Annotated in this window: 26 protein-coding genes; 17 read left to right on the forward strand and 9 right to left on the reverse strand. The window is 62.0% G+C overall.

Annotated features, from left to right (window positions below; all coding sequences use genetic code 11):
* Positions 1-149 precede the first annotated feature (149 nt).
* Both IU367_RS13800 and glpK read left to right on the forward strand, forming a co-directional pair.
* Entirely contained in the window at positions 150-998 is an 849-nt protein-coding gene (locus IU367_RS13800) for an MIP/aquaporin family protein (RefSeq protein WP_043557135.1), read from the forward strand.
* Between the two features lie 54 nt (positions 999-1,052).
* The gene (glpK, locus tag IU367_RS13805) at positions 1,053-2,555 is read left to right on the forward strand and encodes a glycerol kinase GlpK (protein ID WP_005310059.1); all 1,503 of its coding nucleotides are present in this window, start codon (positions 1,053-1,055) and stop codon (positions 2,553-2,555) included.
* 310 nt (positions 2,556-2,865) lie between these two features.
* On the opposite strand, the gene IU367_RS13810 is transcribed toward glpK, so the two are convergent.
* Entirely contained in the window at positions 2,866-3,768 is a 903-nt protein-coding gene (locus IU367_RS13810; protein ID WP_043135247.1) for a LysR substrate-binding domain-containing protein, read from the reverse strand.
* 194 nt (positions 3,769-3,962) lie between these two features.
* On the opposite strand from IU367_RS13810, the gene IU367_RS13815 reads away from it, so the two are divergent.
* The 7 genes from IU367_RS13815 to IU367_RS13845 all read left to right on the forward strand — a co-directional run bounded on the left by IU367_RS13815 (position 3,963) and on the right by IU367_RS13845 (position 9,105).
* Positions 3,963-4,346 carry a DUF6404 family protein gene (locus tag IU367_RS13815; RefSeq protein WP_274454386.1) on the forward strand — a complete coding sequence of 128 codons (384 nt, stop codon included), beginning with the start codon at positions 3,963-3,965 and terminating at the stop codon, positions 4,344-4,346.
* On the forward strand, positions 4,343-4,579 hold the full coding sequence (locus IU367_RS13820; protein WP_274452185.1) for a hypothetical protein: 237 nt from the start codon (positions 4,343-4,345) through the stop codon (positions 4,577-4,579). Before IU367_RS13815 ends, IU367_RS13820 begins: the two co-directional genes overlap by 4 nt.
* A 118-nt stretch (positions 4,580-4,697) precedes the next feature.
* The gene (locus IU367_RS13825; RefSeq protein WP_274452186.1) at positions 4,698-5,060 is read left to right on the forward strand and encodes a VOC family protein; all 363 of its coding nucleotides are present in this window, start codon (positions 4,698-4,700) and stop codon (positions 5,058-5,060) included.
* A 370-nt stretch (positions 5,061-5,430) separates the two neighbouring features.
* Positions 5,431-6,150 carry a hypothetical protein gene (locus tag IU367_RS13830; protein ID WP_274452187.1) on the forward strand — a complete coding sequence of 240 codons (720 nt, stop codon included), beginning with the start codon at positions 5,431-5,433 and terminating at the stop codon, positions 6,148-6,150.
* A gap of 283 nt (positions 6,151-6,433) precedes the next feature.
* A complete protein-coding gene (locus IU367_RS13835; protein ID WP_274452188.1) occupies positions 6,434-6,730 on the forward strand; it encodes a putative quinol monooxygenase in 297 nt (98 codons plus the stop codon).
* A 115-nt stretch (positions 6,731-6,845) separates the two neighbouring features.
* Positions 6,846-7,649, forward strand: coding sequence for a 2,5-didehydrogluconate reductase DkgB (gene dkgB, locus IU367_RS13840; protein ID WP_241324658.1), 804 nt, complete (start codon positions 6,846-6,848; stop codon positions 7,647-7,649).
* A 283-nt stretch (positions 7,650-7,932) separates the two neighbouring features.
* Positions 7,933-9,105 carry an MFS transporter gene (locus IU367_RS13845; RefSeq protein WP_274452190.1) on the forward strand — a complete coding sequence of 391 codons (1,173 nt, stop codon included), beginning with the start codon at positions 7,933-7,935 and terminating at the stop codon, positions 9,103-9,105.
* A gap of 58 nt (positions 9,106-9,163) precedes the next feature.
* Here IU367_RS13845 and cydX read toward each other — a convergent pair whose 3' ends face one another.
* From cydX to IU367_RS13860, 3 genes are read right to left on the reverse strand one after another with little or no spacing between them, the layout of a single operon-like run.
* Positions 9,164-9,277, reverse strand: a complete 114-nt coding sequence (gene cydX / locus IU367_RS13850) for a cytochrome bd-I oxidase subunit CydX (protein WP_005310033.1) — start codon at positions 9,275-9,277, stop codon at positions 9,164-9,166.
* A gap of 28 nt (positions 9,278-9,305) precedes the next feature.
* Positions 9,306-10,433 (reverse strand): cytochrome d ubiquinol oxidase subunit II, encoded by a 1,128-nt coding sequence (gene cydB / locus IU367_RS13855; protein WP_042641813.1) that lies wholly within the window; start codon positions 10,431-10,433, stop codon positions 9,306-9,308.
* The gene (locus tag IU367_RS13860) at positions 10,433-12,004 is read right to left on the reverse strand and encodes a cytochrome ubiquinol oxidase subunit I (protein WP_274452191.1); all 1,572 of its coding nucleotides are present in this window, start codon (positions 12,002-12,004) and stop codon (positions 10,433-10,435) included. The genes cydB and IU367_RS13860 overlap by 1 nt, the downstream gene beginning before the upstream one ends.
* A gap of 120 nt (positions 12,005-12,124) precedes the next feature.
* On the opposite strand from IU367_RS13860, the gene IU367_RS13865 reads away from it, so the two are divergent.
* Positions 12,125-13,564 (forward strand): aminotransferase-like domain-containing protein, encoded by a 1,440-nt coding sequence (locus IU367_RS13865; protein WP_274452192.1) that lies wholly within the window; start codon positions 12,125-12,127, stop codon positions 13,562-13,564.
* A gap of 33 nt (positions 13,565-13,597) precedes the next feature.
* Here the strand turns inward: IU367_RS13865 and IU367_RS13870 are convergent, their stop codons facing one another.
* Together IU367_RS13870 and IU367_RS13875 are read right to left on the reverse strand one after the other, a co-directional pair.
* A complete protein-coding gene (locus IU367_RS13870; protein ID WP_274454387.1) occupies positions 13,598-14,056 on the reverse strand; it encodes a GNAT family N-acetyltransferase in 459 nt (152 codons plus the stop codon).
* 195 nt (positions 14,057-14,251) lie between these two features.
* On the reverse strand, positions 14,252-14,902 hold the full coding sequence (locus IU367_RS13875; RefSeq protein ID WP_241278239.1) for a tellurite resistance TerB family protein: 651 nt from the start codon (positions 14,900-14,902) through the stop codon (positions 14,252-14,254).
* A gap of 62 nt (positions 14,903-14,964) precedes the next feature.
* On the opposite strand from IU367_RS13875, the gene IU367_RS13880 reads away from it, so the two are divergent.
* The 5 genes from IU367_RS13880 (at position 14,965) to IU367_RS13900 (ending at position 17,346) form a co-directional block, all read left to right on the forward strand.
* On the forward strand, positions 14,965-15,813 hold the full coding sequence (locus tag IU367_RS13880) for a DMT family transporter (RefSeq protein ID WP_103471872.1): 849 nt from the start codon (positions 14,965-14,967) through the stop codon (positions 15,811-15,813).
* The gene (locus IU367_RS13885; protein WP_274452193.1) at positions 15,810-16,109 is read left to right on the forward strand and encodes a hypothetical protein; all 300 of its coding nucleotides are present in this window, start codon (positions 15,810-15,812) and stop codon (positions 16,107-16,109) included. The genes IU367_RS13880 and IU367_RS13885 overlap by 4 nt, the downstream gene beginning before the upstream one ends.
* A 20-nt stretch (positions 16,110-16,129) precedes the next feature.
* Positions 16,130-16,600: an acyl-CoA thioesterase gene (locus IU367_RS13890; RefSeq protein WP_043135262.1), complete on the forward strand. Its 471-nt coding sequence runs from the start codon at positions 16,130-16,132 to the stop codon at positions 16,598-16,600.
* An 82-nt stretch (positions 16,601-16,682) separates the two neighbouring features.
* Positions 16,683-16,838 (forward strand): pleiotropic regulatory protein RsmS, encoded by a 156-nt coding sequence (rsmS, locus tag IU367_RS13895; RefSeq protein ID WP_080741068.1) that lies wholly within the window; start codon positions 16,683-16,685, stop codon positions 16,836-16,838.
* Positions 16,839-16,878: 40 nt separating this feature from the next.
* Entirely contained in the window at positions 16,879-17,346 is a 468-nt protein-coding gene (locus IU367_RS13900; RefSeq protein ID WP_274452194.1) for a GyrI-like domain-containing protein, read from the forward strand.
* A gap of 30 nt (positions 17,347-17,376) precedes the next feature.
* Here the strand turns inward: IU367_RS13900 and IU367_RS13905 are convergent, their stop codons facing one another.
* On the reverse strand, positions 17,377-18,219 hold the full coding sequence (locus IU367_RS13905; protein ID WP_274452195.1) for a LysR family transcriptional regulator: 843 nt from the start codon (positions 18,217-18,219) through the stop codon (positions 17,377-17,379).
* A gap of 110 nt (positions 18,220-18,329) precedes the next feature.
* Between IU367_RS13905 and IU367_RS13910 the strand changes: the two genes are divergently transcribed.
* Positions 18,330-18,863, forward strand: a complete 534-nt coding sequence (locus IU367_RS13910; RefSeq protein ID WP_274452196.1) for a nucleoside deaminase — start codon at positions 18,330-18,332, stop codon at positions 18,861-18,863.
* Positions 18,856-20,109, forward strand: a complete 1,254-nt coding sequence (locus tag IU367_RS13915; protein WP_274452197.1) for a cyanate transporter — start codon at positions 18,856-18,858, stop codon at positions 20,107-20,109. The genes IU367_RS13910 and IU367_RS13915 overlap by 8 nt, the downstream gene beginning before the upstream one ends.
* 53 nt (positions 20,110-20,162) lie before the next feature.
* Here IU367_RS13915 and rluF read toward each other — a convergent pair whose 3' ends face one another.
* Together rluF and IU367_RS13925 are read right to left on the reverse strand one after the other, a co-directional pair.
* Positions 20,163-21,197, reverse strand: coding sequence for a 23S rRNA pseudouridine(2604) synthase RluF (gene rluF / locus IU367_RS13920; protein WP_274452198.1), 1,035 nt, complete (start codon positions 21,195-21,197; stop codon positions 20,163-20,165).
* The gene (locus IU367_RS13925) at positions 21,187-21,309 is read right to left on the reverse strand and encodes a hypothetical protein (RefSeq protein WP_274452199.1); all 123 of its coding nucleotides are present in this window, start codon (positions 21,307-21,309) and stop codon (positions 21,187-21,189) included. The genes rluF and IU367_RS13925 overlap by 11 nt, the downstream gene beginning before the upstream one ends.
* Positions 21,310-21,487 lie beyond the last annotated feature (178 nt).

Genomic DNA, 21,487 nt, shown 5'->3' on the forward strand with positions numbered 1-21,487 from the left:
CTCTCTCGTCCGAGAACGAGCGCAAACGAGCATAACGTTTGCGCCAGCTCAAAAAACAAGAAAAAACGTTTTCGGACGCAACAATGGGACTGAAAAAACAACAAAACGGAACATCAAACCTACTCTGGGTGGATATAAGGAATAACGGTATGAGCATACAAAGACCCAATACCCTGCTTGGCGAGTGCATTGCCGAGTTTATCGGAACCGGCCTGCTGATATTTTTCGGCGTCGGTTGTGTGGCCGCCCTGGTGCTGGCCGGTGCCAACTTCGGACAATGGGAAATCTCCATTACCTGGGGTCTGGGTGTCGCCATCGCCATCTATGTGACCGGCGGTATTTCAGGTGCCCACCTGAACCCGGCCGTGACCCTGGCGCTGATGACCTTCTGCGGGTTCGACAAGCGTAAAGTGGTGCCCTACATCATCGCTCAGGTCGCAGGCGCCTTCTGCTTCGCCGCCCTTGTCTACTTCCTCTACGGCGGCCTGTTCACCCAGTGGGAAGTGACCCACAACGTGGTGCGCGGCAGCGTCGAGAGCCTCGGCACAGCCGGCATCTTCTCTACCTACCCGAACGCCCTGCTCTCCAATATGCAAGCCTTCGCGGTCGAGCTGGTGATCACCGCCGTCCTGATGCTGGGCATCATGGCACTGGGTGACAACAACAACGGCGCCCCCAAAGGCTTCGCCGCCGCCCTGCTGATCGGGATCCTGATCGCCGTGATCGGCGCCTCCCTCGGCCCGTTAACCGGTTTTGCCATGAACCCGGCCCGTGATTTCGGCCCCAAACTGTTTGCCTTCCTGGCAGGCTGGGGTGACGTGGCCATGACAGGTGGTCGTGACAACCCCTACTTCTGGGTCCCCATCCTTGGCCCCATCGTCGGTGCCCAGCTTGGTACCGCCCTGTATGTGAAAGTGTTGGCTCCCTGTGTGCCGGGCAACCGTGTTGCCGCCACCGAGCAAGCTGCCCAAACCGCCAAAGAAGAGGCCGCCGCATAAGAGCGGCCCTCCCCAACGTGTAAAAACGTGGAAAATAAAAACGTGGAGAACATCATGTCTGCTGAAAAAAAATATGTCGTCGCTCTGGACCAGGGTACTACCTCTTCCCGCGCCATCGTGTTTGACCAGGATGCCAACATAGTCGGCACCTCCCAGCGCGAATTCACCCAGCACTACCCGAAAGCGGGCTGGGTAGAGCACGACCCCATGGAGATCTGGGCGACCCAGTCCTCCGTCTTCACCGAAGTGCTGGCCAAGACAGGCCTGCGCAGCGAAGAGATCGCCGCCATCGGCATCACCAACCAGCGTGAAACCACAGTGGTGTGGGAAAAGGCCACCGGCAAACCCATCTACAACGCCATCGTCTGGCAGTGCCGCCGCACCGCGGCCATCTGTGAAGAGCTCAAGGCCCGTGGCCTGGAAGAGTATGTGCGCGAGAACACCGGCCTGGTGCTGGACGCCTACTTCTCCGGCACCAAGGTGAAGTGGATCCTCGACAACGTCGAAGGAGCCCGCGAGAAGGCGATGAACGGCGAGCTGCTGTTCGGCACCATAGACACCTGGCTGGTATGGAAGATGACCAACGGCGAAGTGCACGTCACCGACCCGACCAACGCCTCCCGTACCATGCTCTACAACATCCGCGACCTGAAGTGGGACGAGAAGATGCTGGACGAGCTGGGCATCCCCTTGTCCATGCTGCCAGAGGTCAAACCCTCTTCCGAAGTCTACGGCTACACCACCCGTGGCGGCGGTTCCCGCATCCCCATCGCCGGCATCGCCGGTGACCAGCAGTCTGCCCTGTTCGGCCAGCTCTGCTTCGAAAAAGGGATGGCCAAGAACACCTACGGTACCGGCTGCTTCTTGCTGATGAACACGGGCACAGAGCCGGTTCGCTCCAGCAACGGCCTGCTGACCACGGTCGCCATCGGCCCGAAAGGGGAAGTGAACTACGCGCTGGAAGGGGCTGTCTTTATGGGCGGCGCCACAGTGCAGTGGCTGCGTGACGAACTGAAGCTCATCCACGATGCCCGCGATACCGACTACTTCGCCTCCAAGGTGGGTGACACCAACGGTGTCTATCTGGTACCGGCCTTCGTCGGTCTGGGCGCGCCCTACTGGGATCCGTATGCTCGCGGCACCATGGTCGGCCTGACCCGTGGCGCCAACCGCAACCACATCATTCGTGCCGCACTGGAATCCATCGCCTACCAGAGCCGCGATGTGCTGGATGCCATGCAGCAGGACTCCGGCATCAAGCTGGCCGCCCTCAAGGTGGACGGTGGCGCGGTAGCCAACGACTTCCTGATGCAGTTCCAGTCCGACATGATGCACACCCCTGTGGTGCGTCCGACCCGCATCGAGACCACCGCCATGGGCGCCGCCTTCCTGGCCGGTCTGGCCGTCGGCTTCTGGAAGAGCTCGGACGAGCTGGAAGACAAGTTCAGCGTGGATCGCGAATTCATCCCGCAGATGAGCCACGAAGAGCGCAACAAGCTCTACCACGGCTGGCAGAAAGCGGTTGAGCGTTCACGCCGCTGGGCCGAAGAGGATTAATCGGGCAACCGACATCTTTTCGAGATGAAAATACAAAGAGGCCGACAGCGATGTCGGCCTCTTCTTTATTCAGCCAGGCATCCACAGTGGTCATTCACCACCTCTGGCGGACAGCCGGTCGGCTCCCTTCCTCTTGTCATGGATGGAGGCCGGCTCTTTCTTCCCTCCCACTTGTCTGAGCTGCCAGAGGCTACCTAGCCCCTTCTGTTGCCAAGGGAAGACGCCAGCCTATGCAACCTGGTTGTCATGGCCGGTCGCCAACATCCCCTCCCCTTTGGCCGGAAGAATGTCGGCCCTTAACATGCTGCCATCACAGGGTATGGCTACCGAGCTGCTCCTTGATAAAGTCGAGCCAGACCCGCAGCCGGATGTCGCGCTGGGCATCGGAGTAGAACACCGCATTGATGGGGCGCGAGGCGCCGCTGTTGCTGCGGGCCAGCACCTCCACCAGGGCGCCGCTGGCCCGATCCGGCCCTGTCATGAAGTCAGACAGGCAGACGATCCCCTGCCCCGCCAGCGCCAGCTGGCGCAAGGTCTCGCCGCTGCTGGCGCGCAGGGTCGGGGTAATGGGGAAGCGATCCCCCTGCTCGGCACTGAGCAGCGGCCAGTGGTTGAGGTGATCGGGGTGCAAAAAGCCCAGCAGCTCGTGGCCCGCCAGCAGATCCGCCGGCTGGCGCGGGGTCCCGCGCTCGCTCAGGTAAGCGGGGGATGCCAGCAACCGCAGCCGTGAGTGGCCAAGCGGCAGGGCGCGCAGGGAAGAGTCGGTCAGCTCGCCGATGCGGATGGCCATGTCCACACGCCGCTCCATCAGGTTGATGAAACCCTCCGAGCTGTGCAGCTGCAGCTCGATGCCGGGATAGCGGCGGCGAAACTCGCCTATGATGGGCACCAGCCGGTGCAGGATGAAGGGGGTGGCCGCATCGACCCGCAAAATCCCCTCCGGCTGCTCCTTGCGGCTGAGCAGGTGCCCCTCAGCCTCGCTCATCTCGGTCAGAATCTTCACGGCCCGCTGATAGAACCAGCTCCCCTCCTCGGTCAGGCTGACCCGGCGGGTGGTGCGGTTGAGCAGCACGGTCGCAAGCTTCTCCTCCAGCCGCTTGATACCGCGGCTCACTACGGAGTTGTCCATCCCCAGGTTCTCCGCCGCCTGGCGGAAACTGCCAGCCTCCACCACCGCCACAAACAGGGTCAGTTCATCAGAATGGGTCTTCATTGCTGTTATCCAGACAAGAGTAATGGGCCTTTATAGGCGCAGTCGCTGTGGATTGGCAAGTGAGCTCTGGTGCAACATCTTTGTTTGCACAGATAAATAACGTGATGGCCAGCTCAAACCAGACTCGCCCATTGCCGGTACAATACAGCCAAAACGGCATCGTATGGCGCCATAATCTGACAAGGAAGGAAACCATGACATTCGAAGCGCGGCTGGCGGCAGCCCACCAGGAGCTTGAAAGCAAAGGCGTGTGGCACGCCAACTACAATCCCCTCTTGCTCAGACTGCTGCGCAGGCTGGGTTACCCGGTCAAACCGCCTCACTATCAGAGCTGGCTCGCCAACGTTCTCGGGTTTGGCATCAGCATAGGGCTGTTCTGGGGTCTGTTGATGTGGTTTTTCAGCTGGCAACCCATGGGGATGGAGCCGCTATTTGCACTGCGCCAAACAGCCCTGTTTGCCGGATTATTCGGTATTTTGATGGCAAGTTGGCTCTGGCTTAGGCGCAAGCAGCTTGCATTGACCCCGTGGGAGCAGCTGGCAGAACATGTCAGTACCAGCAGCAAGGACCAGGCATGACCAAACAGTGTTGCCCCCGCTGCGGGATGGATACCAAGCACAGCGAGCGGATAAAGCAGAAGCCTTCCCCTTATCCCAAGACCCGCCGCGGCCAGTTCAGGGCATTTCTCAACGGATTTTTCTCCGGGGTCGGCGGTCATGGCATAGCCGCACTTGAGCTGCTCGACCGCTATGTGGTGTGCCAACAGTGCGGACTGGAGCGACTGGAAAACCACGGCGAAGAGTTCAAATAGCCTTCCGTTTTGCCAGCGCAACAATTTCAGGGAAATGATTTGATGGGGTATTGTTAACTAGGCACTCTTTAATCAGCCTCTTCTTGACACAAGATGGACACGCAGGGAGCAAAACAGCATGAAAGCCCATGAAAAACTAAACTATGTGGAGTTTGCCGCCAGGGATCTCGCGGCCACCAAGGCCTTCTTTCAGGCCGCCTTTGACTGGCAGTTTGTCGATTATGGCCCCGACTACTGCGCCTTTGCCGATGAGGGGCTGGACGGCGGTTTCTATAAAGCGGATCTGCGCAGCAACACGGCTCAGGGCGGCGCCCTGCTGGTGTTTTACAGCGCCGATATCGAAGCAACCCAGGCCAAGGTGAGCCAGCATGGTGGCACCATCATTCGCCCCCTGTTCGACTTCCCCGGTGGCCGTCGCTTCCACTTCGTCGAGCCCAGCGGTAATGAGTTCGCGGTCTGGTCGGAAACGACTATCGTCTAATAGAGATAGGGGGCATTGGCAATATTCCCCTCAGATCCACAAACCAAACTTTACCTCCAGTGACCTATCTAAAAAGCCTATGATAAATCACATATTTTTTGATGTTACCACTATTAGTTTTGGTTAGAATGAAATACTATCCCCATCTAGGTTTCTCCTTTAAATGTGGCGACAGCGTTGTTTTTTTAAACAAAAATAATAAATTAGATGATTGTTTATTAAAATGAATTCTGATGTTGTTTTTATAGAAAATTAAAGTGAAAAAAAATATTTTACATGAAAAATTGACATAGATAGCCGTCCATGATTTTTATGGGAGCGCTTCCATTGTTTTTAAAGGTTTTATACATTAGATATGTTGAGGGTTATTATGGAAAATAGAAACATACTTGGATGGTCTTTTGGAGTTTTAACCTCAATCCTTGGTGCTGGGTGGGGTGTTTTCACTTATGTTGTGCCGGACCCTTCAGTATTAGGGATGGAAGCTATAAACTGGAAAAACATTCTCCTTTTTACATCTTTTTTAGTAGCGACGCTTTGGATTTTTATTTATTTTTTCTTGCAGAAAGTTCCATCATTCCTTCGCCACTCGTCAATTATAATTCTATACTCCTTGACGGCTATTAGCTTTTTCTGGGTGGGAACTAAATATCAAGATCCATTATTTGGTAGTTCAGAGCAAGAGGCTATATACGCATATAATGATAGTGCAACTATTCTTGGAAAAAGAATTGAAACTATTGAAAATGTTTCAATTCAATTAAAAGGGTGCCAAAAGGTCATGGGTAAGATAGTTTGTAGACTAGACCTCTTAAATAAAAATGCAGACCGAGACCTATCGTTATCTGGGGAAACTAGAGCATTTGATGATGCAAGCAATGAAATGGAGCTAGATTCATTAGCTATAGGTTCTTCCAATGTATCTACTTATAAAACATTTGTGCTGCCCAAAGGGGTTAAAACCACAGTGATAATAGCATTCAAACTCCCGAATGAATCATCCCAGAGATTAACATCTTTACGTGTGAAGTTTTCAGGCATGAATGGTATAAGAAAAGGAGTGAAATTTGATGGAGTACCACTAGTTTAGCCTAATTTAACAGTTATGGTGCTAGCATCTCTAGCACCATAACTAGAGATATACATCCAACTAAGCGAAAGTGTATGTAGTTACAGCTATCTTCAGACCACATGAACATTATGTTTTAATAAAATTATTTAACAACCATCCTTGGGTTCGCCACTACAAGTAAAAACGCCCCAAGATTTAATATCCATTGCTGCTCTCACCTCAATTCACTATTGCCATAATGGCCCTATTTCCCTCCCCCTGCGGCAGGCATACTGACCTTCGTTTTTGCAAGGAGGTTCAGATGTCAGCACCCGTGATTGTGATTGCCCAACTTGAAGCCAAACCCGAATTTTCCACCCAGTTTCGGGCCGCCCTTGAGCCGCTGATAGCGGCCACCCTGCAGGAGGCCGGCTGCCTGCGTTACCAGTTGCACCAGAGCCTGGACAACCCCCATGGCTGGATGCTGCACGAGGAGTGGGAGAGCGAAGCCGCGCTCAAAGCCCACCAGCAGCAAGCTCACTTCCTCGCGTTTGTCGCCAGGGCCGAGCCCTGGTTTGCCAGCAGCCTTATTCGCAATTACCGCCGACTCCCGGCCTGAGTATCCCGAGACTCGTTGACGATGGCGCTGCCAACTTGCAACGCCGCCACGGCCTGTGCACCGAGCCCCCCCCCTTGCTCTGGGCAAGGGCCAACCACCCCATTTGAGGAAATAGATGATGAAAATGCCCGCCATGGGTCTGGGCACCTTTCGCCTGAAAGGTGAGCCCCTGCTTGCAACCCTGAATACCGGCCTGGCGCTCGGCTATCGCCATATCGATACCGCCCAGATTTACGACAACGAAAGCGAAGTGGGCGAGGTGCTGGCCAGCACTGCTGTCCCTCGCTCGAATATCTACCTCACCACCAAGGTGTGGACCAGCGAGTTTGGCCCGGGCAAGCTGATCCCCAGCCTCAAGACCAGCTTGGCGAAACTGCGCACCGATTATCTGGATCTGGCGCTGATTCACTGGCCCTCCCCCAAGGATGAGGTGCCGATGGCGGTCTACCTGGAGCAGCTGGCCGAGGCCAGGGCGCAAGGCCTGACCCGGGAGATAGGGGTATCCAACTTCACGGTGGCCCAGCTTAAAGAAGCCGTCGAGATCCTGGGGCCGGGCGCCATCGCCCACCAGCAGGTGGAGATCCACCCATTGCTGCAAAACCGCAAGGTGGTGGAATTCTGCCGCGAGCAGGGCATCGCCATCACCGCCTACATGCCGCTCGCCTATGGCAAGGTGCTCACCGAGCCGCTCCTGATCGAGATCGGCAAACGCCACGGCGTCTCGGCGGCCCAGGTGTCGCTGGCCTGGCTGCTGGCCCAGGGCATGAAGGTGATCCCGAGCTCCACCAAGCGGGAGAACCAGGCCGCCAACCTGGCCGCCCTCAAGGTGCAGCTCAGCCCCGACGAGATGGCCCAGATCGCCACCCTGGAGCGGGGCGAGCGCTGCGCCAACCCGGACTTTGCACCGGCCTGGGACTGATCCCCCTCATCCCCGGCCCTTCTCCCGCCAGGGGAGAAGGGAGAACAACAGTTCGGGACATCTCTTCGACCCCAAGCGGGAGGCACTGTGCCTCCCGCTTTTTTTGGTTTTGTGCGCCACCCACGTAATTCCCCGCCCGACAAGACCCGATCCATCGCGATGATTGCTGCTGATTGCTGCTGATTAAGCAAAAGTAATTTGATGTCATCGTCATTTTTGCCAACAAAGCTCATCGGCATACTGGCGCCATTCTCCCGTCGGGAGTCCTATCCAAGGAGTTTGTATGCCACTGGCGTTATTTGCCCTCACCCTGAGTGCCTTTGCGATCGGCACCACCGAATTTGTGATAGTGGGGCTCATTCCCACCATAGCCGAGCAACTTCATGTCTCCCTGCCCTCCGCAGGCCTCTTGGTCAGCCTCTACGCCCTCGGCGTCGCCATAGGCGCGCCGCTTCTGACGGCCCTCACCGGCAAGTTGCCGCGCAAGTGGCTGCTGGTGGGCCTGATGGCGCTGTTCACCGCCGGCAACCTGCTCGCCTGGCAGGCTCCCGGCTACGAGAGCCTGATCGTCGCCCGCGTGCTGACCGGGCTGGCCCACGGGGTCTTCTTCTCGGTGGGCTCCACTATAGCCACCGGTCTGGTGGCCAAGGAGAAGGCGGCCAGCGCCATCGCCATCATGTTCAGCGGCCTGACCGTCGCTCTGGTCACCGGCGTGCCGCTCGGCACCTGGATTGGCCAACAGTTTGGCTGGCGCGAGACCTTCCTGGTGGTGAGCCTCTTGGGCCTCATCGCCATGGTGGGCAGCCTGCTGCTGATCCCGAACAACCTGCCCAAGGGGGCGGCCTCCAGCATCCGTGAACAACTGCTGGTGCTGACCAAGAAGCCGCTGCTGCTGGTCTACGCCAAGACAGCGCTCGGGTACGGCGGCGCCTTCACGGCGTTTACCTTCCTCGCCCCCATCTTGCAACAGGTGAGCGGCTTCGGGGCCAACGCGGTCAGCCTGATCCTGCTGGTGTACGGGGTATCGGTGGCGTTCGGCAACATCTGGGGCGGCAAGCTGGCGGACAAGATGGGCCCATTGCCCGCCCTGAAGCTGATGTTTGCCGGATTGGCTGTCATCCTGCTGCTGCTCACCTTCACCGCGCCCCATCCGGTGCTGGCAGTGCTGACCGTGCTGGTGTGGGGTGCCTTCGCCTTTGGCAACGTGCCTGGGTTGCAGGTACTGGTGGTCAAGCAGGCCGAGATCCATACCCCCAACGCCGTGGACGTGGCCTCCGGCCTCAACATCGCCGCCTTCAACGTCGGCATCGCCTTGGGCTCTGTCGTTGGTGGTTTCGTGGTGGAGCACCTGGGGTTGATGCACACTCCCTGGATAGGTGCGCTGATCGTGCTGCTGGCCTACGGCCTGACCCACGTCAGCGAGAAGCGCGAGGCCAGATTGGCGCTGGCGGTCTAACCCCCCTCAAACGAAAAGGCCGACACCTGGTGTCGGCCTTTTTCATTTCCGGCAGGGCTCAAGACTCCTTGAGATCCTCGTCCGCGGCCCAGCGGGCCTCCAGCCAGAGCAGGTTGACCAAACCGCACAGCAGGGCAAAGCCCAGCCCCAGAATCCAGGTGAAATACCACATAATCGAAACTCCCTTGAGTAGAAGACGGTTAGTAGAGGCTGTGACCGTGCTGGCGAACCTGATCGGTGCTGACCTTGCCACGCACCACCCGGTAGACCCAGAGGGTGTAACCGATGTTGATGGGCATCAGCACCCCCACTATCCCCAGCATGATCAGCAGGGTGCCCTCGCTGGAGGTGCCGTCCCACAGGGTCAGGCTGCTCGACGGATCCAGGGACGAGGGCAGCACGAAGGGGAACAGGGCGATGGCGATGGTCAGCATCATGGTGGCGCAGGCGCCGCCGCTGGCCATGATCGCCAGGCGCGGCAGGCCACGGGCACTGGCGAGACTGCTCACCATGGGCAGCAGCAGGCCCAGGGCCGGCACGCACCAGAGCCAGGGCTGCGCCGCGAAGTTGCTGAACCAGCCGTCCGGTGCCAGCGCCACCTGCTTCATCAGCGGGGTGAGGGCGCCGTTGAGATCGCCGATCTCCTGTAAGCGGTAACCTTCCATCTGGCTGAGCCAGACGCCACCGAGGGCGAACAGGCCGCTCGCCAGGGGGCCGAGCCAGAGGCTCTGGCGGGCGCAGCGCTCGGCGATCACCCCTTGAGTCTTGCACTGCAGGAAGCTGGCGCCGTGCAGCATCAGCAGGGCCAGCGCCGTGCCCATGCAGGTCAGCAGCAGCGGCCAGTTGAACTCGAAGGCGCCGTAGTGGATGCGAAGGTGCGAATCGAAGCGAAACGGCAAGCCTTGCAGCAGGAAGCCCAGCGTCGCGCCGAATACCAAGGTCGGCAGCAGGGCCCCCGTCACCAGGGCCCTGTCCCACCAGCGGCGCCACTGGGCCGATTCCAGCTTGCTGCGATAGTCAAAGCCCACCGGGCGCAGGAAGAGGCCAAACAGCAGGAACATGAAGGGCACGTAGAGCGCCGAGAAGGCGGCGGCATAGACCAGCGGCCAGGCGGCGAACAGGGCGCCGGCACCGGCGATGAGCCACACCTGGTTGCCCTCCCACACCGGGCCCACGCTGTTGAGCAGCACCCGCCGCTCCTCATCTGTCTTGCCGACGATGGGCAGCAGCAGGCCCACCCCCAGATCGAAGCCGTCCATCACCACGAAGCCGATGAGCATGAACAGCACCAAGCCCCACCAGATCAATTTCAGGGTTTCGTAATCCATCAGAGCGCACTCCCGCTTGCCAAGACTTCACCTTGATAACGACCCGTCTTCAGGCTGGCGGGCCCTTTGCGGATCACATGACGCAACAAGAACAGCTCCACCACCAGCAGGCTGGTGTAGATGAGGCTGATGGAGATGAGGCTGAACCAGATCTGGCCCGGCTGCAGCAGAGAGACAGAGGCCGAGACCGGCAGCACCTCGCTGATGGTCCAGGGCTGGCGACCAAACTCGGCCACGAACCAGCCCGCCTCGATGGCGACCCAGGGCAGCGGTATGCTCCAGAACAGCACCCTCAGCAGGCGCGGCGATTGCACCAGCCGGCCCCGGCACAACTGCAGGAAGGAGGCGGCAAAGAGCACCAGCAGCACAACCCCTATGCCCACCATCAGCCGGAAGCTCCAGAACAGCGGCGCCACCTGGGGCACTGAATCCTCCACCGCCAGGGCGATGGCCGCCTCGTCGGCCTGGGCTATGTCCTTGGCATGGGGAGTCAGCAACAGGCCGTAGCCGAGATCCTGGCGGTGCTGCTCGAAGGTGGCGCGGGCGGCGCCGTTGCCACCGTCCTGGCGCAGCGCCTCCAGGGCGCCATAGGCCAGCATGCCGCTGCGGATGCGCACCTCGTGCTCGGCCTTGAGATCCTTGATGCCGGTCACCGCCTCATCGAGGGAGCGGGTGGCTATGATGCCCATCAGATAGGGGATCTTGACGGCCGCATGGGTGGTCTCGGCGTGCTGATCGGGCCAGCCGAACAGGGTGAAGGCCGCCGGGGCGGGCTCTGTCTCCCACTCCGCCTCGATGGCGGCGAGCTTGACCTTCTGAACCTCACCGGTGCGATAACCTGACTCGTCGCCGAGGACGATGACCGAGAGGATGGCGGCCAGGCCGAAGCCGGAGGCGATGGCGAAGGAGCGCAAGGCGAAGCGCACCTCCATGCGGCGCAGCAGATACCAGCTGCTCACCCCCATCACGAACAGGGAGGCGGCCACGTAACCCGCCGCCACAGTGTGCACAAACTTGACCTGGGCCACAGGGTTGAACAGCACGGCGGTGACGTCGGTCAGCTCCATGCGCATCGTCATGGGATTGAACTCGGCGCCGACCGGGTTCTGCATCCAGCCGTTGGCGATCAGGATCCAGAGCGCGGAGAGGTTGGAGCCCAGCGCCACCAGCATGGTCACCAGCAGGTGCTGACCACGGGAGAGCCTGTCCCAGCCAAAGAAGAACAGGCCCACCAGGGTGGATTCGAGGAAGAAGGCCATCAGCCCTTCCACCGCCAGGGGGGCGCCGAAGATGTCGCCGACATAGTGGGAGTAGTAGGCCCAGTTGGTGCCGAACTGAAACTCCAGGGTGATCCCCGTGGTCACCCCCATCACGAAGTTGATACCAAACAGCTTGCCCCAGAAACGGGTGATGTCCTTGTAGATCACCTTGCCGGTCATCACGTAGGCGGATTCGGCGATCACCAGGATCCAGGACAGCCCCAGGGTGAGGGGCACAAACAGGAAGTGAAACATGGCCGTGGCCCCGAACTGCAATCGGGACAGGCTTACCACATCATCCAGGCTAATCATGCAGGACTCTCTATGTTGCATTTAACAGACAGGTTTTCGCCTGCCAAGTACAACATGAGTCATGACACCTATAACAGATGCAGTTATATTGAATTACACCTATAACAGTTGTCTTATCGCATGTCCCTTTACCGTCAGCTGGCCGACCGCCTGCAACAGCAGATTGAAGCCGGGGTATGGCAACCCGGCGAGCGCATTCCCTCCATCCGCCAGAGCTGCAAGACCCACGCCCTCAGCCCCATGACGGTGCTGCAGGCCTATCAGCTGCTGGAGAGCCGCGGCCTGATACTGGCGCGGCCCCAGTCCGGCTACTACGTCAAGGCCGCCCCCTCCCCGCTGCGGGCCAGCGCGCCGCAACAGGCCCACTACAGCGGCTCGGTGGACATCAACGATCTGGTGTTCGAGGTGTTGCAGGCGAGCAAGTCCCGCGAACTGGTGCCGCTCGGCATGGCGGTGGCGGATCCCGCCCTCTTCCCCCACCCCCAGCTCGGCCGGGCCCTGGCCAGCTGCATGCGTCGGCTCGACCCCTTCAGCACGGTGGCAGACCTTCCCCCCGGCAACGAGGCGCTGCGCCGCGCCATCGCCCAGCGTTATGCCGGTGACGGGCTGGCGGTCGACCCCCAGCAGATCATCATCACCACGGGCGCCATGGAGGCGCTCTCCCTCGGCCTGCAGGTGCTGACCGAGCCGGGGGACTGGGTGGTGGTGGAGACCCCCACCTTCTACGGCGCCCTGCAGGCCATGGAGCGGCTGAAACTGAACGCGGTGGAGATCCCGGTGATCCCGGGGGTCGGTATCGATCTGGCGCTGCTGGCCGAGGCGCTGGCCCAGCGCCCTATCAAGGCGTGCTGGCTGATGGGCAACGTGCAGCACCCGCTCGGCCATACGATGCCGGATGGACACAAGCAGGCGCTGATGGCGCTGCTCAACGCGCATGAAGTGCCGCTGGTGGAGGACGACGTCTACGCCGAGCTCTATTTTGGCCGCGAGCGGCCTCGCCCCATCAAGTATTGGGATGCGCGTGGCGAGAGCCTGCTGTGCAGCTCGTTTTCCAAGTGCCTGGCGCCCGGCTTTCGGGTTGGCTGGGTGGTGGCCGGCCGCCACGCCGAGCGGGTGCAGCGACTGCAGCTGATGTCGACCCTCTCCACCAATGTGCCGAGTCAGCTGGCGCTCGCCGACATGCTGCTCAACGGCGGCGTCGATGCCCACTTTCGTCGCCTGCGCCACACCCTGGCCCAGCGCCAGCAGCAGATGCGGGCGGCCCTGCTGCGCCTCTTCCCGGATGAGGTGCGCATCAGCGCACCCGATGGCGGTCACTTCCTCTGGCTGGAGTTTGACCCTCGCATGGACAGTCGTTCACTGCACGCCCAGGCGCTCAGTTGCGGCTTCTCGCTGGCGCCCGGCGCCCTCTTCTCCAGCCAGGGGATGCACAACCACTGCCTGCGCCTCAACAGCTCACATCCCTGGAGCCCGCAACAGGAAGCCGCCCTCGCCCGGCTGGTCGAGCTTATCCATCAGCAACTGGCCGTCGTCCCAGCCAAAAACAACAAGGCCCCGTAACGGGGCCCGACTGGCTTGCCCGGCTTGAGCAGGCTATCTGGCATAAATTTCCGACTGGCGCGTGAACCCCAGGGATTCGTAGAGTGCCTTGGCTCGTTCGTTGAACGACATCACCTCCAGCCGGATCTGGTGGGCACCGTGCGCCTTGCCCCAGTCATCGCAATGGGCGATCAGCGCCTTGCCTATGCCTCGGGATCTGTGGTTTTCGTCAACCACCACTGAGCCGATGCGGCAGATGGGCTGCTTGCTGAGAAACGGGATGGTTTCGTTGATGTCGATGCGCGCAGTCAAAAAGCCCACCACGGCGCCCTCCTGCTCGGCAACGCAAAACAGTCGCCCTTCGCTGCCGATGGCATTGAGCAGAAAATCCCGCTCCTGCGGTGATGGCGGACAGAACACCTCGGGGGCATGTTCAAAGTGGATCAAGCCTATCTGCCGATTCAGCTCGAGAATGGCGTCGATATCCTGCTCGGTTGCCTTGCGTATCTCCAACATGTGCTCCTTGCTCTGGCGTTGGCTTACAGGTGGGGTCGTCCATCCTCTTTGAGATGGGCGAGAGACCCATCATAGTGGGAGTCAGCGGCAACAAAAAGGGTCAATCGTATCCTGTCATGGCCGATGGCCGGTCTCGCTGCTGGCAACAACAACGCCCCGTGACGGGGCGTTATGGCTATTCCCGCTAAGGCGTCAGCTCGGGGATCCCAGCTGGGCCACCTGCCGCTCGATACTTCCCTTGAGGTTGTCATCGAGTTTCAAGGCCCGCGCCAGCTCATCCAGATAGCCGCGTTCCATGAAATGGTCCACGTCGATGGCGAGCAGGGAGGCGAGGTAGACCTCGGTGGCCTGCTCCATGTCGGTCACATCCCGGGCCAACGCCTGCGGATCCAGGGGACGGGCCAGCTCGGCGTCAATCCAGCGCGCCGCATCGCTTTGGCCCTGCTCGGTCAGGTAGTCCTGGATCTTCTGGCGCTCGGCGGCGTCGATATGGCCGTCGGCCCGGGCCGCCGCCACCATGGCGCGCACCAGCAGGGTGGCACGCGCATCCAGCGCCTGACCCTGCAGGGTATCGAGGGACTGGGCAGGTTGGGCGGCCCCGCTCTGCTGGGCCTGCCAATCCTGATAGAGCTTGTAGGCGAGGCCGCCGAGGGCCGCCGCGCCGCCTACCGCCGCCACCTTGCCGCCATACTTGCGCACCTTCTTGTTGCCAAGCAGCAAGGCCATGGCGCCAGCGGCCAGGCCGCCCTGCGCCATGCCCTTCATCTGCGACTTGCGGCTGTCGCCGCCTTCGTTGAGCCAGCCCTTGCCAGCGCCCATTAATTGCTCCAGCATCTGTTTCATAAGACCTCCGCTTTGCATGATTTTCCATGCTGGGCCGCGCCCACTGAACTCAAGGTGAATGGATGCCACTGCCACGCCTGTTGCTGCTGACCCTGCTGACCCTGACGGCGTTCGCCGCCAACTCTGTGCTCTGCCGTCTTGCCCTGTTTGAAGAACGGATGGATCCGGCCCTGTTCACCCTGCTGCGGCTGACCAGTGGCGCCCTGGTGCTGCTCCTGCTGTGCCGGGCCCGTCAGCCGTCGCCTCGCCAGGGAGACTGGGGCGGCGCCCTGGCCCTCCTCGTCTACGCAGCCGCCTTCTCCTTTGCCTATCTCACCCTGACCACGGGCACTGGCGCCCTGCTGCTGTTTGCCGCCGTTCAGCTCAGCATGCTGGCGCCCCCTCTGCTGCGCGGGGAGTCTCTGCCACGGCGCCAGTGGGCCGGTCTGCTGCTCGCCATGGCGGGGCTGGTACTGCTGCTGTTGCCAGGCATCCGGGCTCCGGATCCCCTGGGCGCGGCCCTGATGATCGCGGCCGGCATCGCCTGGGCCTGCTATACCCTGCGGGCATCGCGTTTTGCCGATCCGGTCGCAGCCAATGCCGGCCACTTCCTGCGCGCCAGCCTGCCGGCCAGCCTCCTTTATCTGCTGCTGGGTCAGCTTGAGGCCAGCCCGGCCGCCATCGGCTATGCCCTGGCCTCGGGGGCCCTCGCCTCCGGCCTGGGCTATTCACTCTGGTACCAGGTGTTGCCCCAGCTGGGGCGCACCCTGGCCGCCAGCGTGCAGTTGCTGGTGCCCCTGCTCGCGGCGCTGGCCGGTCTCATCTGGTTGGATGAGTCATGGTCACTGCGGTTGTTATTGTCATCACTGGGCATTCTGGGGGGCATAGCCCTGGTCATAGCGGGACGCCCCCCTTCAGGAGACAAGCCATGAAAATTGCCATACTGCTGCTCGGTTGCAGCCTCTCGGCCAGCCTGCTGGCCGCGGTAGAAGACAGGGAAGCCCAGCAGGCCAAGCTGGATGCCGCCTGCCAGCAAGCCCAGCAACAGCTGGTCGAACAGGGCAAGCAACAGCGGATCGATGCCTGCATCAAGGCGGGTGGCAAGGCCGCCAAATGCCAGCAGGAGTTCGCCGGCTTCGGCCAGCGGGAGGGCAACAAGCGGCCCGATCTCAACAGCCTGCCCCCCTGCCAGCAGGCCGATGCCTATCGCAAGAGTTACCGTCAATGAGCCCGGCCCCTGGAGAGAACCTGACCCCACCCCGCGAGCTGACCCTGCAGTTCCTGGCCGAACCCGCCGACGTCAACTTCGGCGGCAAGGTGCACGGCGGCATGGTGATGAAGTGGATCGATCAGGCGGGTTATGCCTGCGCCGCCGGCTGGTGCGGCGGCTATGCGGTCACCGTCTACGTGGGGGGGATCCGCTTCCTGCGCCCCATCCAGATAGGCCAGCTGGTGGAGGTACACGCCCAGGTGATCCACACAGGCACCACCAGCATGCACCTGGCAGTGGATGTCTACAGCCGCCACCCGGCCAGCCGGGAGCGCCACAAGACCACCCACTGCATCATCATCTTCGTGGCCATGGACGAGACGGGCACACCGACCCCAGTGCCCCAGTGGCAACCCGTCTCGGCCGCCGATCGGCAGTTGCAGCAGTACGCCAAGAAGCTGATGGCCCTGCGCGAGGAGATTGACAAGGAGATGCGCCAGCACCTCTGAGCCGGATCGCTCGTGACACTGGGCCGATCCCTATCCGGGTGCGGCTCTGTATAATGGCGTTTTGCCCATTACGGAGTCTGTCATGTCACTGGAAAATGCCCCGCCCGAGGTCAAGCTCGCGGTGGATCTCATCGAGCTGCTGGAGACCAACCGGATCGATCCGGCGCTGGCCCTGGCGGCGCTGGCCATCGTATCCGAGGACTATCAACGCAAGCTCAAAGAAGGCAAGGATTGCTGAGCGCGGCAGCGCTGCCGCCCCACCCCACACAGGAGGTACCATGACAGGCCCTATCCGTTTCGAAACCGGCCGCCCCATGCTGTTTGGCGGTCTGCGCCGTCACCATGCCTTCGCCCACGCCGACTTCGGTGGCCAATGGCGTGACTTCAGCGCCCTGGGCCCGTTGCCAGGCCAGCTGGGCGAGCATGCCTATGGCGTCATCTGCGGCGTGACCGCCACCCAATGCGAATACATGTGTGCGGTGGAAGTCGCCGTGCTGGAGGTGCTGCCCAAGACCCTGGGGCGAATGCGCATCGAACCCCAGACCTATGCCGTCTTCCTGCATCAGGGGCATGTCTCGACCATGCCGAATACCTGGCAGCAGGCGCTGGACTGGCTGGCGCAGTCCGGTTACCAGTCTGCGCACAAGCCCGATTTCGAACGCTATGGCGCGGCCTTTGACCCGCACACCGGCAGCGGCGAGGTCGAGCTCTGGCTCGCCGTGCTGCCGCGCCAGGCCATGGCCTGAGGCTGACCCCTCGACGGCGAGCCCAACCATTCAGGCAGGCCCCATCACCTGGTCGCACAGGCCGATGAGGGCCTCGCCGAGGCGAGTCAGCGGTTCGCCGCGCTCCGCCCCCAAATGCAGTGCCAGCTCCACCGGCGCCACCGCCGGCCAGTGGCTCAGCTCCCGCTGATCCGGTTGCAGCAGCCGTCTTGGCAACAGACTGACCCCGATCCCCGCACTCACGGCCCCCTGCAAACTGGCGAGGCTGGCGCTGACATAGGCGATGCGCCAGCGCAGCCCCTGTCCATCGAGCGCCTCGGTGATCTGCCGCCGATAGAGCCCCTCGCTCGGGAACACCACCAGCGGCAGAGGGTTTCGCTCGCTGGCGGGCCAGTCGCGACTGTCGACCCAGGCCAGGGGTTCACGCCAGCTGGCGAGCGGCGCCCCCTGCCCCCGCGCCTGCTTGACCAGCGCCAAGTCCAGCTCGCCAGCCTCGAACCGCTGCCAGATCTCGTGGCTGAGGCCGCTGTGCACCTCCAGCCGTACCTGCGGATGGTCGCGGGCAAAGGCCGCCAGCACAGGGGCCATGGCGCCGGCGGCGAAGTCCTCCGGCACCCCCAGGCTCAGTTGCAGGCTCCCTTCGGTCACCTGCTCCTCGGCCTGCATCAGCAACGCCAGGATGCGGCGAGCCAGCCCCAACAGCTTTTCACCCTCCGCCGTGGTCACCACCTGGCGGCCGGAGCGATCAAGCAGCGGGCAGCCGAGCTGCTGCTCGAGGCGCCGCATCTGCTGACTGATGGTGGACTGGGTCAGGTGCACCCGCTCACCGGCGCGGGTGAAGCTGCCGGTGTCGACGATGGCGACGAAGCTGCGTAGCAACAGGGGATCCAGCATGGGGCACTCCATTTACAAAACCACTGAATTCCATTCTATCATTTAATTTCCCCATGACAGGATCCCCCGCTAGGCTGGTCTGCTCCCCTCATTGGCTCAAGGTCTCTCTCATGTCCCATACCCCTGTCGACCCCACAGGCACTCGCCTTGCCCCTTCGCTGACCGTCCTCACGGATCCCGCCCATCAAGGGTGGCTGGAGCAGGCGTTGCAGCTGGCCCTTTGCAACCGCCGGCAGGGTGGCCGCCCCTTCGCCGCCCTGCTGGTGCAGGATGAGCGGCTGGTGGCAAGCGCCGTCAACGCCATGCATCTGGACGGCGACCCCACCCGCCATGCGGAGCTGGAGGCCCTGCGCCAGGCTAGCCAATCGGGGCCGCTGGCGGGGGCCATCGTCTATGCCAGCGGTCACCCCTGCCCCATGTGCCTGAGCGCCCTGGTGATGAACGGCATTCGCGCCGTCTATTACGCCTTCGACAATCAGGATGCCGCCCCCTTCGGCTTTGACAGCACATCGAGCTATGACAAGCTGCGACTGCCCCTCAAGCCGCCCCCCCTGCCCCTCATCAAGCTGCCGAGCCCCATCAGCGCCGCCTGCCTCTATGGTGATGAGGCTCCCAAGCCGCAGGCGGAGCCGGCTCATGAGTAAGGGCCTGCCTGCCGGTGCCGCCGCCAATGGCAAGCAGGCACTGGCCCTGCTGGTGCTGGTGATCCTGATTGGCCTCAACCTGCGCCCCTTTCTCACCGCCATTGGCCCCCTGAGCCGCGACATTGCCGAGGCGCTCGGGCTCGGCATGGATACCCTGGCTTGGCTGACCCTGCTGCCGCTCTGGCTTATCGGGGTCGGCGTGCTGATCACCCCTGGCCTGCGTCGTCTCACAGGCCCGCGCCAACTGCTGGGGGCCGCCCTCTTGCTGCTGGGGATGGGCAATGCCATGCGCTTCGATGCCCAGAGCGGCGCCCTGCTGATCGCCAGCGCGGCGCTCTGTGGCCTGGGCTCGGCGCTGGTGCAAGGGGTGCTGCCCGGCCTTATCAAGCAGCGCTTCGCCCACAAGGTGCCGCTGGTGATGGGGATCTTCTCCGCCTGCATGATGGGGGGCGGGGCGCTGGGAGCCAGCCTCACCCCGCAGCTGGCGGCGAGCCTCGACTGGTCGCGGGCGCTGGCGCTGTGGAGCCTGCCGGTGCTGCTGGCCATGGTCTGGCTTATCTGGCGGGTACGGCTGCCAGGCGCCGCCGCGATCGCCATTCCCCACGGCGAGCAGCGGCTGATCGCCCTGCCCCGCAGCTGGCTGCTGATAAGCTGCTTTGGCATCATCAACAGCGGCTACGGAATCGTCGTCGCCTGGCTGGCACCCGCCTACATGGCGCAAGGCTGGAGCCCTCAGCAGGGAGGCGAGCTGGTGGCCTGGCTGGCACTGGCCCAGACCGCCAGCGGCCTCGGCCTGCCGCTGCTGGCGGCACGCAACACAGACCGGCGCCCCTGGATGGGGTTGGCCATTGTCATGCAACTGGCGGGATTTGGCGGCCTCTGGCTCGCCCCACAAGCCGCCCCCATCCTCTGGTGCATGCTGTGTGGCGCAGGGCTTGGCGGCAGCTTCTCCCTCATCATGGTCATTGCGCTCGATCACCTGCCCGACCCGCGCCGCGCCGGCACCCTCAGCGCCCTGATGCAGGGATTTGGCTTCATGCTGGCAGCGACCGGCCCCTGGGTGGCCGCCCGCCTCCATCACCTGAGCGGTGACTTCGCCGCCGCCTGGCAGTGGCAGCTGGGGGGCCTGGTGCTGATGAGCCTGCTGGTGCTGCGCCTCGATCCGCGCAGCTATGGCAAGGTGATGAGGTTGCCAGCGTCTGCGGCCACGGCCAGCAGTCAGGCCCAAAGCAAAACACCGGCCTGAGGCCGGTGTTTTGGGGATAACAAGGGGAGGCTGACGCCGCTCAGGGTTGCGTCTCAGCGCCCCTTCTTCTGGCGGCCGGACTGGCCGGCGCGTGGTTTGGCTGCGGCCGGTTTGCCGCCCTTGTTGGGGGCCCCTTTGCCTGCGGCGGCTTTTCCAGCGCCGCCTTTGTTGGCAGCCCCTTTACCGGATCCGACCTTGCCCACCGGGCTCTTCTTCTCGAAGGCCTCCGGGCCCGGCACATTGGGACGACCGCCTATCTCGTGATCATCATCCCGGCGCAGCTTCTTGCCTTGCGCCGCCTTGCCGGTTTGGGCAACAGCGGCTTTGGCCGCCTTGGGCTTGTCGCCTTTGGCTGGTTTCACCTCGGAGGAGGAGTCCTCGATCAGCTTGAACAGCTCGATCAGCTCGTCATCGGTCAGATCCCGCCACTCGCCCACCGGCAACCCCTTGAGGCTGACGTTCATAATGCGAATGCGCTCGAGCCTGGTCACCTCGAAGCCGAAGTGCTCGCACATGCGGCGGATCTGGCGATTGAGCCCCTGCACCAGGGTGATGCGAAACACGAAGGGCGCCTCTTTCTTCACCTTGCACTTCTTGGTGACGGCGCCGAGGATAGGCACCCCGGCCGCCATCCCGCGCACAAACTCGTCGGTCACCGGCTTGTCGACGGTCACCAGGTACTCTTTCTCGTGATCGTTGCCCGCCCTCAGTATCTTGTTGACCAGATCGCCGTGGTTGGTCAGGAAGATGAGCCCCTGAGAGTCCTTGTCGAGCCGCCCTATGGGGAAGACGCGGGTGCTGTGGTTGACGAAGTCGACGATATTGTCCTTCTCGCCCGCCTCAGTGGTGGAGACTATGCCCACCGGCTTGTTGAGCACGATGAACACCAGGCTGTCGGCTTCCCGCGCCTCGATCACCTGACCGTTGACCTTGACCAGATCCCCGGCAAACACCTGATCGCCGATCCCGGCCCGCTTGCCATTGATAAAGACCTGACCCTGCTCGATGAAGCGGTCGGCCTCACGGCGCGAGCAGATGCCGCTCTCGCTGATGTATTTGTTCAGGCGCATGGATTCATCAGCCAGCATGAGTCACCTGCCACAGGCCGATAGCCCCATCCAGTTGCGCGGTTGCCGGTTCCGGCCAGGCCGGGGAGGCTGTCTGCTGCATCAGCCGATTCACTACGTCAAAGTTCTGCATACCATTCCATCTTCAAAAAGGCCAAGGCCAGCTTAACCATCAAAAAACGCCGCTACAGTAGCATATTGCCCCGTCCAGCACGCCGGATACTTGCCATCCACGGCGACGCGCCCCCCCAAAATGTGCGTGGCGTCATGCCATTATGAAGCCGCACCGCTGGTGCCTTGCTCCTCGCCCA

The organism is Aeromonas bestiarum (assembly GCF_028751155.1).
Lineage (GTDB): Bacteria > Pseudomonadota > Gammaproteobacteria > Enterobacterales > Aeromonadaceae > Aeromonas > Aeromonas bestiarum.

What these genes read in the sequence shown, in the direction of transcription:
- cydB (WP_042641813.1), bottom strand. Translation starts at nt 10,433, where the DNA reads ATGGATTACGAAACCCTGAAATTGATCTGGTGGGGCTTGGTGCTGTTC.
- IU367_RS13835 (WP_274452188.1), top strand. Translation starts at nt 6,434, where the DNA reads ATGTCAGCACCCGTGATTGTGATTGCCCAACTTGAAGCCAAACCCGAA.
- IU367_RS13925 (WP_274452199.1), bottom strand. Translation starts at nt 21,309, where the DNA reads ATGCAGAACTTTGACGTAGTGAATCGGCTGATGCAGCAGACAGCCTCC.
- rluF (WP_274452198.1), bottom strand. Translation starts at nt 21,197, where the DNA reads ATGCTGGCTGATGAATCCATGCGCCTGAACAAATACATCAGCGAGAGC.
- IU367_RS13800 (WP_043557135.1), top strand. Translation starts at nt 150, where the DNA reads ATGAGCATACAAAGACCCAATACCCTGCTTGGCGAGTGCATTGCCGAG.
- IU367_RS13845 (WP_274452190.1), top strand. Translation starts at nt 7,933, where the DNA reads ATGCCACTGGCGTTATTTGCCCTCACCCTGAGTGCCTTTGCGATCGGC.
- IU367_RS13860 (WP_274452191.1), bottom strand. Translation starts at nt 12,004, where the DNA reads ATGATTAGCCTGGATGATGTGGTAAGCCTGTCCCGATTGCAGTTCGGG.
- IU367_RS13910 (WP_274452196.1), top strand. Translation starts at nt 18,330, where the DNA reads ATGTCCCATACCCCTGTCGACCCCACAGGCACTCGCCTTGCCCCTTCG.
- IU367_RS13865 (WP_274452192.1), top strand. Translation starts at nt 12,125, where the DNA reads ATGTCCCTTTACCGTCAGCTGGCCGACCGCCTGCAACAGCAGATTGAA.
- IU367_RS13825 (WP_274452186.1), top strand. Translation starts at nt 4,698, where the DNA reads ATGAAAGCCCATGAAAAACTAAACTATGTGGAGTTTGCCGCCAGGGAT.
- IU367_RS13820 (WP_274452185.1), top strand. Translation starts at nt 4,343, where the DNA reads ATGACCAAACAGTGTTGCCCCCGCTGCGGGATGGATACCAAGCACAGC.
- IU367_RS13915 (WP_274452197.1), top strand. Translation starts at nt 18,856, where the DNA reads ATGAGTAAGGGCCTGCCTGCCGGTGCCGCCGCCAATGGCAAGCAGGCA.
- rsmS (WP_080741068.1), top strand. Translation starts at nt 16,683, where the DNA reads ATGTCACTGGAAAATGCCCCGCCCGAGGTCAAGCTCGCGGTGGATCTC.
- IU367_RS13905 (WP_274452195.1), bottom strand. Translation starts at nt 18,219, where the DNA reads ATGCTGGATCCCCTGTTGCTACGCAGCTTCGTCGCCATCGTCGACACC.
- IU367_RS13810 (WP_043135247.1), bottom strand. Translation starts at nt 3,768, where the DNA reads ATGAAGACCCATTCTGATGAACTGACCCTGTTTGTGGCGGTGGTGGAG.
- IU367_RS13900 (WP_274452194.1), top strand. Translation starts at nt 16,879, where the DNA reads ATGACAGGCCCTATCCGTTTCGAAACCGGCCGCCCCATGCTGTTTGGC.
- dkgB (WP_241324658.1), top strand. Translation starts at nt 6,846, where the DNA reads ATGATGAAAATGCCCGCCATGGGTCTGGGCACCTTTCGCCTGAAAGGT.
- IU367_RS13830 (WP_274452187.1), top strand. Translation starts at nt 5,431, where the DNA reads ATGGAAAATAGAAACATACTTGGATGGTCTTTTGGAGTTTTAACCTCA.
- IU367_RS13880 (WP_103471872.1), top strand. Translation starts at nt 14,965, where the DNA reads ATGCCACTGCCACGCCTGTTGCTGCTGACCCTGCTGACCCTGACGGCG.
- cydX (WP_005310033.1), bottom strand. Translation starts at nt 9,277, where the DNA reads ATGTGGTATTTCACCTGGATTCTGGGGCTGGGCTTTGCCCTGCTGTGC.
- IU367_RS13815 (WP_274454386.1), top strand. Translation starts at nt 3,963, where the DNA reads ATGACATTCGAAGCGCGGCTGGCGGCAGCCCACCAGGAGCTTGAAAGC.
- glpK (WP_005310059.1), top strand. Translation starts at nt 1,053, where the DNA reads ATGTCTGCTGAAAAAAAATATGTCGTCGCTCTGGACCAGGGTACTACC.
- IU367_RS13885 (WP_274452193.1), top strand. Translation starts at nt 15,810, where the DNA reads ATGAAAATTGCCATACTGCTGCTCGGTTGCAGCCTCTCGGCCAGCCTG.
- IU367_RS13875 (WP_241278239.1), bottom strand. Translation starts at nt 14,902, where the DNA reads ATGAAACAGATGCTGGAGCAATTAATGGGCGCTGGCAAGGGCTGGCTC.